The sequence below is a fragment of the Marinobacter sp. SBS5 genome, from assembly GCF_048285575.1.
GTDB lineage: Bacteria > Pseudomonadota > Gammaproteobacteria > Pseudomonadales > Oleiphilaceae > Marinobacter.
In genome coordinates this window covers 1-15,595 of sequence record NZ_JBLWAZ010000007.1, presented here as the reverse complement: position 1 = coordinate 15,595, position 15,595 = coordinate 1, and the positions used below count along the sequence as shown (strand labels likewise).

The window sequence follows — 15,595 nt, the reverse complement described above, 5'->3', positions numbered from 1 at the left end:
TGAAGGCGGCCGTACCGTTGGTGCCGGCGTGGTAGCTAAGATTATCGAGTAACCTTCGGGTTACTCGTGTACAGTGTAGTGTTGCACTGAGTAGTTTCGGTGCAGGCCAGTAGCTCAATTGGCAGAGCAGCGGTCTCCAAAACCGCAGGTTGGGGGTTCGATTCCCTCCTGGCCTGCCATTTTTTAACATCCGGATACATAAGCTGATTCCTATGGAGTCAAGAGCCGTTCAATCATCCAGTCGTTTCGATCTAGCGAAATGGCTGGTTGTTTTCGTTTTGATTGCTGCCGGTGTGGTAGGTAATCAGTATTTCAGTTCCGAGTCCGTGCTGTACCGGGTTTTGGCTCTCGTGGCATTGGGTGTTGTGGCGGCTTATGTGGCGCTGCAGACCGATAGGGGTCGCCGTTTTGCGGCTCTGCTTAAAGAGGCGCGTGTCGAGATCCGGAAAGTAGTGTGGCCCACGAGACCTGAATTGGTGCAAACCACCGTTATTGTGGTGGTATTTGTTCTGGTTGTGTCTTTGATTTTGTGGGGTATGGACTCGCTGATCAGTTGGCTTGTCGCCGGCTTTATCGGTTAACAGGAGTGTCAATGGCTAAGCGCTGGTACGTCGTTCATGCGTATTCTGGCTTTGAGAAGCAGGTAATGCGCGCTCTTAAAGAGCGAGTTGCTCTGGAAAGCATGGAAGACAAGTTTGGCGATATCCTGGTTCCGACCGAGGAAGTCGTTGAAATGCGTGACGGGAAAAAGCGCAAGAGTGAGCGCAAGTTCTATCCCGGCTACGTTCTGGTTCAGATGGAGCTGGATGATGAGTCGTGGCACTTGGTTAAAGATACCCCGCGTGTTCTTGGCTTTATTGGTGGTACGAAGGAAAAGCCAGCTCCGATTACTGAGCGTGAAGCTGAGGCTATTCTGCGTCGCGTAGAAAGCGGAGCTGATAAGCCGAAGCCCAAGACTCTGTTCGAGCCGGGTGAGGTTGTTCGGGTTATCGAAGGGCCGTTCGCCGACTTTAATGGCGTGGTCGAAGAAGTTGATTACGACAAGAGTCGTGTCAAGGTTGCTGTGTTGATCTTTGGTCGTTCAACTCCTGTAGAGCTGGAGTTTGGTCAGGTCGAAAAAGACTGACAGCAAGCTTAGAAAATTAGAGCTCGCTCGCCACGGCGTAGCGGGCTTTTTGTGTCTGCTAAGCGCAGATGTAATCACCGGGGAGCCGAAAGGCGATTGAACCCATAGGAGAGCTATCATGGCAAAGAAGATTGAAGCGTATATCAAGCTTCAGGTTGCTGCCGGTCAGGCCAACCCAAGTCCCCCCGTTGGTCCTGCACTGGGTCAGCGCGGCGTAAACATCATGGAATTCTGTAAGGCGTTCAACGCCCAGACTCAAGGCATTGAGCCAGGTCTGCCGATTCCTACTGTTATCACCGTTTACAGTGATCGCAGCTTTACCTTTATTACCAAGACTCCACCAGCGCCGGTTCTGTTGAAGAAGGCTGCAGGTGTTAAGAGTGGTTCCGGTCGTCCCAACACTGAAAAAGTTGGCACCGTAACACGCGCTCAGCTGGAAGAAATTGCCAAGACCAAAGAGCCGGATTTGACTGCGGCCGACATGGACGCAGCGGTTCGTACCATTGCCGGAACAGCCCGTAGTATGGGCCTGAACGTGGAGGGTCTGTAAGATGGCTAAGTTGAGCAAGCGTAAGCAGCTGATCGCTGAAAAAGTAGACTCTACCCGCGCATACTCTGTCGATGAGGCTGTTGCCCTGTTGGCTGAAGTGGGTCAGGCCGTTAAGTTCAAAGAGTCCGTTGATGTTGCTGTTAACCTGGGTGTAGATGCACGTAAATCTGACCAGGTAGTACGTAGCAGCACTGTTCTGCCACACGGCACAGGTAAAACTGTACGTGTTGCTGTCTTTACTCAGGGTGCAAACGCCGAGAAAGCGACAGCTGCTGGTGCAGACATCGTTGGCATGGACGATTTGGCGGAAGAAGTTAAGAAAGGCAACATGGATTTCGACGTGGTTATTGCGACCCCGGATGCGATGCGTGTTGTTGGTCAGCTGGGTCAGATTCTTGGTCCCCGCGGCCTGATGCCTAACCCGAAGGTTGGCACTGTAACTGCAGACGTTGAAACTGCTGTTAAGAACGCCAAAGCTGGTCAGGTTCGTTACCGTACCGACAAGAACGGCATTATCCACGCTCCGCTGGGTAACGTTGAATTTACTGCTCAGAACATCAAGGAAAACCTTGAAGCTCTGGTTGCAGACCTTAAAAAGGCCAAGCCTGCGTCGTCTAAAGGTGTGTATCTGAAGAAGATCACTATCTCGTCGACCATGGGTCCTGGCCTGACTATTGATCAAGGTTCGTTGAGCCTCTGATCAGTAGTTACTTTGTAAGTCTAGGCGGAAGCCGAGGCTGTCAAAGACCGCAGGCCCCTGAGGCTCTTGGCAACAAGAGCCGCAAGGGTTAAAGCAACGCCTGCGCAGACGGTGTGAAGACGTTCTCTCTGAACCCAAACACCGTAAGGCGCCCTTTTTATAAAGGGCAATGATGGGTTTGCCGGGGTTGTCCCGGCGAAATCGAGGAGAAATCCAGTGGCAATTAGACTCGAAGACAAGAAGGCGATCGTCGCTGAAGTCAACGAGACTGCTGGTGCTGCTCTGTCTGTGGTTTTGGCTGACTATCGTGGTGTTACCTCTGGTGACATGACGGCGCTTCGTGCCAAGGCTCGTGCTGAAAACGTACATCTGCAGGTTGTTCGTAACAACCTTGCAAAGATTGCGATTAAAGGTACTGAGTTCGAGTGCATCGATCCTGCGTTGGTTGGTCCGACCATTCTGGCTTTTTCAATGGAAGATCCGGGTGCCGCTGCGCGCCTGTTGAAGGATTTCGCCAAAGAGAAAGAGGCTTTCGAAATTAAGGCCCTGGCCGTCGGCGGTGAGCTGATGGGTGCGGACCAGATCGATCGCCTGGCCACTCTGCCGACGCTGCACGAAGCGTTGACGAAGCTGGCTATTGTTACACAGGCACCAGTAACCAAGCTTGCACGTACTCTGAACGATATTCCGGGCAGAATTACACGTGTAGTAGCTGCAGTTCGCGACCAGAAGCAAGACGCTGCTTGATTCTGTTGAACACCATATTTTATTTTTTGGGAGAAAGTCATGGCTCTGTCTAAAGACGATATTTTGAATGCAATTGCTGAAATGAGCGTAATGGAAGTTGTTGAGCTCGTTGAAGCTATGGAAGAGAAGTTCAACGTTTCTGCCGCTGCAGCTGTTGCTGCTGCGCCTGCAGCTGCTGCTGGTGGCGAAGCCGCTGAAGAGCAGACTGAATTTGACGTTGTTCTGACCGCTGCTGGCGACAAGAAAGTTAACGCTATCAAGGCAGTTCGTGAACTGACAGGTCTTGGCCTGAAAGAAGCGAAAGAAATGGTTGATGGCGCTCCTTCTACTGTTAAGGAAGGCGCTAGCAAGGAAGAGGCTGAAGAAGCCAAGAAGAAGCTTGAGGAAGCAGGCGCTTCTGTTGAGCTTAAGTAATAGTCGGTTGTTGATCGACACCGCGCCATAGGCGCGGCGAGGCTGGTGGCTATATGCCACCGGCCTTTTTGTGTTGTATATGCTATAGAGTCTGGTGGGTTAGATCGGGTTAGTTTCAGATTTATAACCTGCAGCCAGAGTCTTGTTCAAGGCGGCGCAATATGCCGAGCAACTCGGCCCCGAAGCAGAACACATGATTGCTTCTTGATACCAGGTATCAGGTCTAAAGCTGGGGAATGCAGATGACTTACTCCTACACCGAAAAAAAGCGGATTCGCAAAGACTTTAGTAAATTGCCTTCCGTGATGGACGTCCCCTATTTGCTGTCTATTCAGCTGGATTCGTTCCGGGACTTCCTGCAAATGGAAGCCGCTCCTGAAGACCGCCGGGAAACCGGTCTTCACGCAGCGTTCAAATCCGTATTCCCGATTGTCAGCTACTCTGGCAACGCCGCGCTCGAGTATGTGAGCTACCGGATCGGCGAGCCAGTATTTGACGTTAAGGAATGTCAGCTCCGGGGCGTTACGTATGCGGCGCCACTGCGGGTGAAAGTCCGCTTGATCATTTATGACAGAGAATCGTCTAACAAGGCGATCAAGGACATTAAAGAACAAGAAGTCTACATGGGCGAAATGCCCCTGATGACCGAGAACGGTACCTTCGTTATTAATGGTACCGAGCGCGTTATTGTTTCCCAGCTGCACCGGTCGCCGGGTGTGTTCTTTGACCACGACAAGGGCAAAACTCACTCCTCTGGTAAGCTGCTGTATTCAGCGCGAGTGATTCCTTACCGTGGCTCTTGGTTGGACTTCGAATTCGATCCGAAAGATTCCGTTTTCGTTCGTATCGACCGTCGTCGTAAATTGCCAGCCTCTATTTTGTTGCGGTCTCTGGGTTACACTTCAGAGCAAATGCTGGCCATGTTCTTTGAGACCAGTAAGTTCACCATAGGCAAAGAGGTTTGCAACCTGGAATTGGTTCCAAGCCGTCTGCGTGGTGACATCGCCACCTTCGATATCAAAGATAACGAAGGTAATGTCATTGCTGAGGAAGGTCGCCGGATTACCGCTCGTCATATCAAGCAGCTTGAAAAAGCGGGCATTACCGAGCTGGAAGTTCCAACGGAATACCTTTACGGCCGGGTTCTTGCCAAAGACATGATCGATGCGTCCACCGGTGAGGTCCTGGTTGAGTGCAACACCGAGCTAACCGAAGAGGTGATGGAAACGATCCTCGACGCCGGTGTGAAAGAGATTGAAACCCTCTATACCAACGACCTCGACTGCGGTCCGTTTATGTCTGACACCCTGCGTGTAGACCCGACCCGGACACCACTGGAAGCGTTGGTTGAAATCTACCGCATGATGCGTCCTGGCGAGCCGCCAACGAAAGAATCTGCGGAGAACCTGTTCAACAATCTGTTCTTCTCTGAAGAGCGTTACGACCTGTCTGCCGTTGGCCGGATGAAGCTGAACCGCCGCCTGGGCCGTGAAGAAAGCACCGGTGAAGGCATCCTGACTCACGAAGACATCATCGACGTTCTCAAGACGTTGATCGCGATTCGTAACGGTCAGGGCCAGGTCGATGATATCGATAACCTGGGTAACCGTCGTGTTCGCTGTGTGGGCGAAATGGCCGAAAACCAGTTCCGTGTAGGTCTGGTTCGTGTTGAACGTGCCGTGCGTGAGCGTTTGAGCCTTGCAGAGAGTGAAGGCTTGATGCCTCAGGACCTTATTAACGCGAAGCCGGTTGCGGCGGCCGTTAAAGAGTTTTTTGGTTCCAGCCAGCTGTCTCAGTTCATGGACCAAAACAACCCGCTGTCTGAGGTGACTCACAAGCGTCGTATCTCGGCATTGGGCCCAGGCGGTCTGACTCGTGAGCGCGCAGGCTTTGAGGTTCGAGACGTTCACCCGACTCACTACGGTCGTGTGTGCCCAATCGAAACGCCGGAAGGCCCGAACATCGGTCTGATCAACTCGTTGGCGACTTACGCCCGCTCTAACTCCTACGGCTTCCTCGAAAGTCCGTACCGGAAGGTTGTAGACGGTGTTGTTACTGATGAACTGGTGTACCTGTCAGCGATCGAAGAGAGCAACTACGTTATCGCACAGGCGAGTGCTGCCACAGATGAAGGCAAGCGCCTGACAGACGAGCTGGTTACCGTTCGTCATCAAAACGAATTTACCGTTGCTCCGCCAGAAGCGGTTAACTTCATGGACGTTTCTCCGCGCCAGGTTGTATCTGTCGCAGCGTCTCTGATTCCGTTCCTTGAGCACGACGATGCTAACCGCGCCTTGATGGGTGCGAACATGCAGCGTCAGGCGGTTCCGACACTGATTTCGCAGGTGCCTCTGGTAGGTACCGGTGTTGAGCGTACTGTTGCCCAAGACTCCGGTGTGTGTGTTACCGCGCGTCGTGGTGGTGTGATTGAGAGCGTCGATGCGGCTCGTATCGTTGTTCGTGTCAACCAGGCAGAAACCGAAGCTGGTGACGCAGGTGTGGATATCTACAACCTGACGAAGTACACCCGCTCCAACCAGAACACCTGTATCAACCAGCGTTCTATCGTTCGCGAAGGCGACGAAATCGCGCGTGGCGACGTACTGGCAGACGGTCCGTCCGTAGATCTGGGTGAGCTGGCTCTGGGCCAGAACATGCGCATTGCGTTCATGCCGTGGAATGGTTACAACTTTGAGGATTCCATCCTTATCTCCGAGAAAGTGGTTCAGGAAGATCGTCTGACCACCATCCACATTCAGGAACTGACCTGTGTGGCTCGTGATACTAAACTGGGTAGCGAAGAAATCACCGCGGATATTCCAAACGTGGGTGAGAGCGCGCTGGCCAAGTTGGATGAATCCGGCATCGTCTATATCGGTGCAGAAGTAGGTCCCGGGGATATTCTGGTCGGTAAGGTTACACCGAAAGGTGAAACCCAGTTGACGCCTGAGGAGAAACTGCTGCGTGCGATCTTCGGTGAGAAAGCGTCTGACGTGAAAGACACGTCACAGCGGGTTCCAACTGGTACCCGTGGTACGGTGATCGACGTTCAGGTCTTCACCCGCGATGGCATCGAAAAAGATTCCCGTGCTCAAGCTATTGAAAAAGAACAGCTTGATAAGTACCGCAAGGATTTGAAAGACGAATATCGCATTGTTGAAGGTGCAACCTTCGAGCGTCTGATGGTTGCCTTGAAGGATCAGGAAGTCATTAGCGGCCCCGGTTTGAAAAAGGGTGCTAAGCTGGATGAAGCGTACTTGGCTGAATTGCCACGTCCGGACTGGTTCAAGCTACGGATGAAAGACGAAGCTCTGAATGAGCTTCTGGAAAAATCTGAGCAAGGTCTTGAAGAGCGCAAGAAAGAGCACGAAGCGCGCTTTGACGACAAGAAAGGCAAGCTTCAGCAGGGCGATGATCTGGCACCGGGCGTGTTGAAGATTGTTAAGGTTTACTTGGCAATCAAACGTCGTATCCAGCCAGGCGACAAGATGGCCGGTCGTCACGGTAACAAGGGTGTTATCTCCGCGGTTATGCCGATTGAAGATATGCCATACGACGAATTCGGTAATACCGTCGACATCGTTCTGAACCCGCTGGGTGTACCTTCGCGGATGAACGTTGGTCAGGTTCTGGAAACCCACTTGGGTGCCGCAGCCAAAGGTCTGGGTGAGCGGATCAGTCTGATGCTTGATGAGCAGCGCAAAGTCGCTGAGCTTCGCGAGCTTCTGGACCAGATCTATAATCACTCGGATGAGGTGTTCAAAGTTGACCTCGATAGCCTTAGCGATAAGGAAATCCTCGAGCTGTGTAACAACCTGCGTGGCGGTGTTCCAATGGCGACCCCGGTATTTGATGGTGCCGAGGAAGCTGAAGTTAAGCGGATGCTTGAGTTGGCCGGCCTGAGCACGACGGGTCAGACCAAATTGTACGACGGCCGTACCGGTGATGCGTTCGATCGCCCGGTTACAGTGGGATATATGTACATTCTCAAGCTGAACCACTTGATTGACGACAAGATGCACGCGCGTTCGACCGGTTCGTACAGCTTGGTTACCCAGCAGCCGCTGGGTGGTAAGGCTCAGTTCGGTGGTCAGCGCTTCGGTGAGATGGAGGTCTGGGCGTTGGAGGCATACGGTGCCGCCTACACCCTGCAGGAAATGCTTACCGTTAAGTCCGATGACGTCAACGGCCGGACCAAGATGTATAAAAACATTGTCGATGGTGATCATCGTATGGAGCCGGGCATGCCCGAGTCCTTCAACGTTCTTGTCAAGGAAATCCGTTCGTTGGGTATCGACATCGAGCTGGAATCCGAGTGAGCCGAATAGTTTTTTGGCAGCGTGAGCGGGCACTGTGTGTGCCCGCCCGAGATTAACGCCATCCGGAGCTTTTACTGATGAAAGATTTACTGAATCTTCTCAAGAGCCAGAATCAGAGCAAGGAATTTGACGCCATCCGTATTGGGTTGGCATCGCCTGACATGATTCGCTCCTGGTCTTTTGGCGAAGTGAAAAAGCCTGAGACCATTAACTACCGTACCTTCAAGCCGGAGCGTGACGGTCTTTTCTGTGCCAAGATCTTCGGCCCGATCAAAGATTACGAGTGCCTGTGCGGTAAGTACAAGCGTCTCAAGCACCGCGGTGTTATCTGTGAGAAGTGTGGCGTAGAAGTCGCACTGGCCAGCGTTCGTCGTGAGCGAATGGGCCACATCGAGCTGGCAAGCCCAGTCGCTCACATTTGGTTCCTGAAGTCACTGCCGTCCCGCATCGGTTTGATGCTGGACATGACTCTGCGTGATATCGAGCGGGTTCTGTACTTCGAGAGCTTTATTGTTATCGATCCGGGCATGACGACCCTCGAAAAGGGGCAGCTGCTTAACGATGAGCAGTATTACGAAGCCCTGGAAGAGTTTGGTGATGAATTCGACGCCCGCATGGGCGCCGAGGCCGTTAAGGAATTGCTGCAGGATATCGACCTGCAGGAAGAGGTTGATCGTCTTCGTGAAGAGATTCCTCAGACCAACTCCGAAACAAAGATCAAAAAGTTCAGCAAGCGCCTAAAAATTCTTGAGGCCTTCCTGTACTCCGGCAACAAGCCGGGTGACATGGTTATGACTGTACTGCCAGTTCTGCCGCCGGATTTGCGTCCGTTGGTTCCACTGGACGGTGGTCGTTTTGCTACGTCTGATCTGAACGACCTCTATCGTCGTGTGATCAACCGTAACAACCGTCTTAAGCGCCTGCTGGAGCTGAACGCTCCGGACATCATCGTGCGTAACGAGAAGCGAATGCTTCAGGAAGCGGTTGATGCGTTGCTGGACAACGGTCGTCGTGGCCGTGCCATCACCGGCACCAACAAGCGTCCGCTGAAGTCATTGGCAGACATGATCAAAGGTAAGCAGGGTCGCTTCCGTCAGAACCTGCTTGGTAAGCGTGTTGACTACTCTGGACGTTCGGTCATCGTGGTTGGTCCTTACCTGCGCCTGCACCAGTGTGGTCTTCCTAAGAAGATGGCTCTGGAGCTGTTCAAGCCGTTCATCTTCTCCAAGCTTGAGCATCGCGGACTGGCCACCACCATCAAAGCCGCCAAGAAAATGGTTGAGCGCGAAGAGGGTGTGGTCTGGGATATTCTTGATGAAGTTATCCGTGAGCACCCGATTCTACTGAACCGTGCGCCTACGCTGCACCGTTTGGGTATCCAGGCATTCGAACCAGTACTGATCGAAGGTAAAGCAATTCAGCTGCACCCATTGGTTTGTGCGGCCTATAACGCCGACTTTGACGGTGACCAGATGGCGGTACACGTACCGCTGACTCTGGAAGCTCAGCTTGAAGCCCGTGCATTAATGATGTCGACCAACAACGTGTTGTCGCCAGCTAACGGCGAGCCGATCATCGTTCCTTCTCAGGACGTTGTATTGGGCTTGTACTACATGACGCGTGAGCGCCATGCGGCTGTTGGTGAGGGCATCGTATTCTCAGACGTGAAAGAAGCCCACCGTGCTTATGGCGCGGGCAAGGTTGATCTTCAGGCTAAGGTGAAGATCCGCGTTAAAGAAGTTGCGATCGCGGAAGACGGATCCCGCAGCGAAGCCTACCGTATTGTGGATACCACGGTTGGTCGTGCGCTGTTGTTTGATATCGTTCCTGATGGCCTACCGTTCGACATCGTCAATAAGCCGATGGTGAAGAAAGCGATCTCGAACCTGATCAACACCTGTTACCGTGATGCTGGGCTTAAAGATACCGTTATCTTTGCCGACCAGCTGATGTACATGGGTTACCACTATGCAACCCGCTCGGGCATCTCGATCTGCTTTAACGACTTCGAGATTCCGCCAGAGAAGTACGAGTTGGTTGACGCTGCTTCCGATGAAGTAAAAGACATCGAAAACCAGTACGCCTCCGGTCTGCTGACACAGGGTGAGAAGTACAACAAGGTTATCGATATCTGGTCCCGCGCTAACGACAAAGTGTCGAAGGCGATGATGGAGCGGCTGTCTAAAGAGCAGGTTATTGGCCCCGACGGCAAGCCGGTTAAAGGCGAAGACGGCGAAGAGCTGATGCAGGAGTCATTCAACTCCGTATACATGATGGCCGACTCCGGTGCTCGGGGTTCCGCAGCTCAGATTCGTCAGTTGTCTGGTATGCGTGGTCTGATGGCTAAGCCGGATGGCTCGATCATTGAAACGCCGATCACTGCGAACTTCCGTGAGGGTCTAAACGTACTTCAGTACTTTATCTCGACTCACGGTGCTCGTAAGGGTCTTGCGGATACGGCTCTGAAGACCGCGAACTCCGGTTACCTGACCCGTCGACTGGTTGACGTATCCCAGGATCTGGTTGTCACAGTTGAAGACTGTGGTACCGACGAAGGCCTGTTGATGACGCCGCACATCGAAGGTGGCGACGTTGTTGTGCCTCTGGGTGACCGTGTATTGGGGCGTGTTACGGCTCGGGATGTGTTCACCCCGACGGATAAAGAAAACGCTGTTGTTGAAGCCGGCACTCTGCTTGACGAGAAAACCGTTGAGTTGGTCGAGCGCGCAGGTGTGGATGAAATCTGGGTTCGCTCTGCGATCACCTGTGATACACGCCACGGCATTTGTTCAATGTGTTACGGCCGTGATTTGGCTCGTGGTCATCGGGTTAACGTTGGTGAGGCTGTCGGTGTTATCGCTGCTCAGTCAATCGGTGAGCCGGGTACCCAGCTGACTATGCGTACGTTCCACATCGGTGGTGCTGCGAGTCGAGCGTCTGCTGTTGACAACATCCAGGTTAAGCACGGCGGTACGGTTCGCCTGCACAACCTGAAGTCTATCGAAAAGACTGATGGTTCACTGGTTGTGATCTCTCGTTCGTCTGCCTTGGCGATTGCCGATGAGCAGGGCCGTGAGCGCGAGTGGTACAAACTGCCATACGGTGCGGTGCTGTCTGTTAAGAACGGTGACGTGGTAGAGGCAGGTGTTGCGGTAGCCAAATGGGATCCGCACACGCACCCAATCATCGCCGAAGCGAAAGGTACGGCCAAGTTCGTCAACATGGAGGAGGGCATTACTGTCCGCACCCAGGCTGATGAGCTGACAGGTCTGTCCACGATGGAAGTTATCGACGCGAAAGAGCGTCCTGCTGCCGGTAAGGATATTCGTCCTGCGATTCAGTTGCTGGATGAGAACGGCGAAGAGGCAGAGCTTCCGGGTGGTGGTGCAGCGATATTCTTCTTGCCGTCGAATGCATTGGTGAGCATGTCGAACGGTGCGAGAGTTGAGCTGGGTGATGTTGTAGCTCGTATACCGCAGGAAAGCTCGAAGACTCGAGACATTACCGGCGGTCTGCCACGCGTTGCCGACTTGTTCGAGGCTCGTCGCCCGAAAGAGTCCGCGATTCTGGCTGAAATCAGTGGTGTTGTATCGTTCGGCAAAGAAACCAAGGGCAAGAAGCGTTTGGTTCTGACGCCGAAGGATGGTGATGCCTATGAAGTTCTGATTCCGAAGCATCGTCAAATGAACGTATTTGAAGGTGAAACGGTTGAGAAGGGTGAGGTAATTTCCGACGGCCCATCCAATCCGCACGACATTTTGCGTCTGCTGGGTGTGGTTGAGTTGGCGAAATATATCACCAACGAAATTCAGGACGTTTACCGTCTGCAGGGCGTTGTGATCAACGATAAGCACATCGAAGTTATCGTTCGTCAGATGCTGCGCAAAGTGGAAATCACCGATCCGGGCGATACCACCTTGTTGTCGGGTGATCAGGTTGAAATCACCCACGTGCTGGAAGAAAACGAGAAAGCGATTGCGGCTGATAAAGAGCCAGCGCGCTTCGACCGCCTATTGCTTGGTATTACCAAAGCATCTCTGGCGACCGAATCGTTCATTTCTGCGGCTTCGTTCCAGGAGACAACTCGGGTTCTTACCGAAGGTGCGGTCACTGGTAAGCGTGACTACCTGCGCGGCCTGAAAGAAAACGTTGTGGTTGGTCGCCTGATTCCGGCAGGTACCGGTTTGGCGTATCACAGTGCCAGACGTCGTCGTCGCGACCTGGAAGAGCAGGGCGTAACGGCAGCGGATGTAGAAGAGGCTCTGAGCGCAGAACTCAATCGCGAAATTTGATTGAAGAGCGTGCCACCTCTGGGTAGATACTTATCCAGAGGTGGTTAAAAAGAGAACAGTCGTCTTGACTGTGCCCGGGCGCAGGCTTAAACTTGCGACCCTAAATTTTACCCTCTGAATGGAGGGTAAGTTTCATTGGTATGGTTTTTTGGAGTTTGCTTACATGGCAACGATTAATCAGTTGGTGCGTAAGCCTCGTAAGCGCAAGGTAGCCAAGAGCGATGTTCCTGCTCTTCAGGCCTGTCCTCAGCGCCGTGGTGTATGTACTCGTGTATATACCACAACGCCGAAGAAGCCGAACTCAGCACTTCGTAAAGTGTGCCGTGTTCGTCTGACTAACGGCTTCGAGGTTTCGTCATACATTGGTGGTGAAGGTCACAACCTTCAGGAGCACAGTGTTGTGCTGATCCGTGGCGGTCGAGTAAAAGACCTTCCGGGTGTGCGCTATCACACTGTTCGCGGTACTTTGGATACCCAGGGTGTTCAAAACCGTAAGCAGGGCCGCTCCAAGTACGGTGCAAAACGACCCAAGTCCTGATGTCCCTAGTGGGTGTCTTTTATCGTTGCTTGTCAGAACGGTAAGAGTAAGGCTGAGTAGCGATTGCTATCTCAGGGGTTCCTGAAGACCTTTAAATATAAGGGCTTATCGATGCCTAGAAGAAGAGTTGCAGCAAAGCGGGAAATTATTCCTGATCCTAAATTCGGCAGTGCGCGTCTTGCAAAATTCATCAATCACGTGATGGAAAGCGGCAAGAAGTCTACTGCAGAGCGCATTGTTTACGGTGCTCTGACAATTGTAGCCGAGAAGTCTAGTGAAGAGCCGATCGAAATGTTCGAAAAGGCCCTGGAAAACATCCAGCCGATGGTCGAGGTTAAGTCCCGTCGTGTGGGTGGTGCTACCTACCAGGTGCCGGTAGAAGTACGGCCTTCCCGTCAGAATGCGCTGGCCATGCGTTGGTTGGTGGAGTTCTCTCGGAAGCGTGGTGAAAAGTCCATGGCTCAGCGTCTTGCTGGCGAAATTCTTGATGCGGCCGAGAGCAAAGGTTCTGCAGTTAAGAAGCGTGAAGACGTACATCGCATGGCAGAAGCCAACAAGGCCTTCTCTCACTTCCGTTTCTAATCAGCCGAGGTTTATACAGTGGCACGCAAAACACCGATTAAACGTTACAGAAACATTGGTATCTGTGCGCACGTTGATGCGGGCAAAACCACAACGACCGAGCGTATCCTTTACTACACCGGTCGTAGCCATAAGATGGGTGAGACCCACGATGGCGCGTCTACCACTGACTGGATGGAGCAGGAGCAGGAGCGTGGTATCACCATCACCTCTGCCGCTGTTACGACATTCTGGCAGGGTATGGATAAGCAGTTCGACGAGCACCGCGTAAATATCATCGACACCCCGGGCCACGTTGACTTCACTATCGAAGTTGAGCGTTCTCTTCGTGTTCTTGATGGCGCTGTTGTAGTTTTCTGCGGCTCTTCTGGTGTTGAGCCTCAGTCAGAGACTGTTTGGCGTCAGGCGAACAAGTACGAAGTACCTCGCATGGTGTTCGTTAACAAGATGGACCGTGCTGGCGCAGACTTCTTGCGCGTAGTTGAGCAGATCAAGGCTCGTCTTGGCGCTACTCCTGTGCCTCTTCAGTTGCCAATTGGTGCTGAGGATGAGTTCGCGGGTGTTGTGGATCTGCTTCGCAACAAGGCGATCTACTGGAGCGACGACGATCTGGGTATGACCTACCAGGAAGGCGAAGTTCCTGCGGATATGGTTGACCAGGTTCAAGAATACCGTGAAGCGCTGATTGAAGCAGCTGCAGAAGCGAACGAAGAGTATATGGACAAGTATCTCGAGGGTGGCGAGCTTACCCTGGAAGAGATTAAGGCGGGCTTGCGTGCTCGTACTTTGGCCAACGAAATCGTTCTGGCTTGCTGTGGATCTGCATTTAAGAACAAGGGTGTTCCTGCTGTTCTGGATGCGGTTATCGAATATCTGCCGGCTCCCGACGAAGTTCGTGCGATCCGTGGTGAAGTTGACGAAGACGGAACTGAGGAAACTCGTCCGGTTGATGACAACGCTCCGTTCGCTGCTTTGGCGTTTAAGATTGCAACGGATCCGTTCGTTGGTGCATTGACCTTCTTCCGGGTCTACTCCGGTAAGCTTGAATCCGGTAACTCCGTATTCAACTCGGTGAAAGGCAAGAAAGAGCGTGTGGGCCGTATGGTTCAGATGCACGCTAACGATCGTGAAGAGATCAAAGAAGTTCTGGCGGGCGATATTGCTGCGGCGATCGGCCTTAAGAACGTCACTACGGGTGATACCCTGTGCGACGAGAATCATAAGATTATTCTTGAGCGTATGGAGTTCCCTGAGCCGGTTATCTCTGTTGCTGTTGAGCCGAAGTCGAAGGCTGATCAGGAAAAGATGGGTGTGGCTTTGGGCAAGTTGGCCCAGGAAGATCCTTCATTCCGTGTTCGCACTGATGAAGAGTCTGGTCAGACTATCATCTCCGGTATGGGTGAGCTTCACCTGGATATCATCGTTGATCGTATGCGTCGCGAGTTCAAGGTAGAGGCGAACATTGGTAAGCCTCAGGTTGCCTACCGCGAATGCATTCGTAAGCCGGTTGATGTTGAAGGTAAGTTTGTTCGTCAGTCTGGTGGTCGCGGTCAGTACGGTCACGTCAAGGTTAAGCTTGAGCCGCTGCCGTTGGATGAGGAAGATGGCGAAAACTTCATCTTCGTGAACGAAATCGTGGGTGGCGTTGTTCCTAAGGAATACATCCCGGCTGTACAGCAGGGTATTGCTGAGCAGATGCAAAATGGTTGCCTTGCCGGCTATCCATTGCTGCGCATCAAGGCGACTCTGTACGACGGTTCGTATCACGATGTTGACTCCAACGAAATGGCCTTTAAAGTTGCCGGTTCCATGGCGATGAAGAAAGGCGCCCTTGAAGCCAATCCTGCGCTTCTTGAGCCGGTCATGAAAGTTGAAGTTGTCAGCCCTGAAGAGTACATGGGTGATGTCGTCGGTGACTTGAACCGTCGTCGTGGCCTGATTCAGGGTATGGATGACGGCCCTGCGGGCAAGATCATCCGCGCAGAAGTTCCGTTGTCGGAAATGTTTGGTTACGCCACTGACCTGCGTTCAGCAACACAAGGTCGGGCGTCTTATGCGATGGAGTTCTCTCGTTATATGGAAGCTCCTTCGAACATTGCCGAAGCGATCATTAAAAAGGGTTGATCCCCAGGACTTAAGAAACAGGAAGAGGTGTAACCGTGTCTAAAGAAAAATTTGAACGTAGTAAACCGCACGTAAACGTCGGCACCATCGGTCACGTTGACCATGGTAAGACCACTCTGACCGCTGCTCTGACTCGTGTATGTCACGAAGTTTGGGGTACGGGTTCTGCAAGTGCTTTCGATCAGATCGATAACGCACCGGAA

12 protein-coding genes and 1 tRNA gene are annotated in these 15,595 nt (G+C 52.7%); all 13 read left to right on the top strand.

Annotation, left to right across the window (positions count from 1 at the left end):
• Positions 1-103: 103 nt before the first annotated feature.
• Positions 104-179, top strand: a tRNA-Trp gene (locus tag ACNQ6O_RS14550).
• A gap of 33 nt (positions 180-212) precedes the next feature.
• Positions 213-581: a preprotein translocase subunit SecE gene (secE, locus tag ACNQ6O_RS14545; protein ID WP_418053926.1), complete on the top strand. Its 369-nt coding sequence runs from the start codon at positions 213-215 to the stop codon at positions 579-581.
• An 11-nt stretch (positions 582-592) separates the two neighbouring features.
• Positions 593-1,126, top strand: coding sequence for a transcription termination/antitermination protein NusG (gene nusG / locus ACNQ6O_RS14540; protein ID WP_114335776.1), 534 nt, complete (start codon positions 593-595; stop codon positions 1,124-1,126).
• Between the two features lie 118 nt (positions 1,127-1,244).
• Entirely contained in the window at positions 1,245-1,676 is a 432-nt protein-coding gene (gene rplK / locus ACNQ6O_RS14535) for a 50S ribosomal protein L11 (RefSeq protein ID WP_418053925.1), read from the top strand.
• A gap of 1 nt (position 1,677) precedes the next feature.
• Positions 1,678-2,376: a 50S ribosomal protein L1 gene (rplA, locus tag ACNQ6O_RS14530; RefSeq protein WP_418053924.1), complete on the top strand. Its 699-nt coding sequence runs from the start codon at positions 1,678-1,680 to the stop codon at positions 2,374-2,376.
• 216 nt (positions 2,377-2,592) lie between these two features.
• On the top strand, positions 2,593-3,123 hold the full coding sequence (gene rplJ / locus ACNQ6O_RS14525; RefSeq protein WP_114335779.1) for a 50S ribosomal protein L10: 531 nt from the start codon (positions 2,593-2,595) through the stop codon (positions 3,121-3,123).
• Positions 3,124-3,162: 39 nt separating this feature from the next.
• The gene (rplL, locus tag ACNQ6O_RS14520) at positions 3,163-3,537 is read left to right on the top strand and encodes a 50S ribosomal protein L7/L12 (protein WP_114335780.1); all 375 of its coding nucleotides are present in this window, start codon (positions 3,163-3,165) and stop codon (positions 3,535-3,537) included.
• Positions 3,538-3,779: 242 nt separating this feature from the next.
• A complete protein-coding gene (gene rpoB, locus ACNQ6O_RS14515; protein WP_418053923.1) occupies positions 3,780-7,856 on the top strand; it encodes a DNA-directed RNA polymerase subunit beta in 4,077 nt (1,358 codons plus the stop codon).
• 77 nt (positions 7,857-7,933) lie between these two features.
• Positions 7,934-12,148, top strand: coding sequence for a DNA-directed RNA polymerase subunit beta' (rpoC, locus tag ACNQ6O_RS14510; RefSeq protein ID WP_418053922.1), 4,215 nt, complete (start codon positions 7,934-7,936; stop codon positions 12,146-12,148).
• A 163-nt stretch (positions 12,149-12,311) separates the two neighbouring features.
• Positions 12,312-12,686, top strand: coding sequence for a 30S ribosomal protein S12 (gene rpsL / locus ACNQ6O_RS14505; protein ID WP_012139854.1), 375 nt, complete (start codon positions 12,312-12,314; stop codon positions 12,684-12,686).
• A gap of 111 nt (positions 12,687-12,797) precedes the next feature.
• Positions 12,798-13,268, top strand: coding sequence for a 30S ribosomal protein S7 (gene rpsG, locus ACNQ6O_RS14500; protein WP_418053921.1), 471 nt, complete (start codon positions 12,798-12,800; stop codon positions 13,266-13,268).
• Positions 13,269-13,286: 18 nt separating this feature from the next.
• Entirely contained in the window at positions 13,287-15,392 is a 2,106-nt protein-coding gene (fusA, locus tag ACNQ6O_RS14495) for an elongation factor G (protein WP_418053920.1), read from the top strand.
• A gap of 35 nt (positions 15,393-15,427) precedes the next feature.
• A partial coding sequence (locus ACNQ6O_RS14490) for a GTP-binding protein (protein ID WP_418053927.1) occupies positions 15,428-15,595 on the top strand: 168 nt, incomplete at its 3' end.

What these genes read in the sequence shown, in the direction of transcription:
- secE (WP_418053926.1), top strand. Translation starts at nt 213, where the DNA reads ATGGAGTCAAGAGCCGTTCAATCATCCAGTCGTTTCGATCTAGCGAAA.
- nusG (WP_114335776.1), top strand. Translation starts at nt 593, where the DNA reads ATGGCTAAGCGCTGGTACGTCGTTCATGCGTATTCTGGCTTTGAGAAG.
- rplK (WP_418053925.1), top strand. Translation starts at nt 1,245, where the DNA reads ATGGCAAAGAAGATTGAAGCGTATATCAAGCTTCAGGTTGCTGCCGGT.
- rplA (WP_418053924.1), top strand. Translation starts at nt 1,678, where the DNA reads ATGGCTAAGTTGAGCAAGCGTAAGCAGCTGATCGCTGAAAAAGTAGAC.
- rplL (WP_114335780.1), top strand. Translation starts at nt 3,163, where the DNA reads ATGGCTCTGTCTAAAGACGATATTTTGAATGCAATTGCTGAAATGAGC.
- rpoB (WP_418053923.1), top strand. Translation starts at nt 3,780, where the DNA reads ATGACTTACTCCTACACCGAAAAAAAGCGGATTCGCAAAGACTTTAGT.
- rpoC (WP_418053922.1), top strand. Translation starts at nt 7,934, where the DNA reads ATGAAAGATTTACTGAATCTTCTCAAGAGCCAGAATCAGAGCAAGGAA.
- rpsL (WP_012139854.1), top strand. Translation starts at nt 12,312, where the DNA reads ATGGCAACGATTAATCAGTTGGTGCGTAAGCCTCGTAAGCGCAAGGTA.
- rpsG (WP_418053921.1), top strand. Translation starts at nt 12,798, where the DNA reads ATGCCTAGAAGAAGAGTTGCAGCAAAGCGGGAAATTATTCCTGATCCT.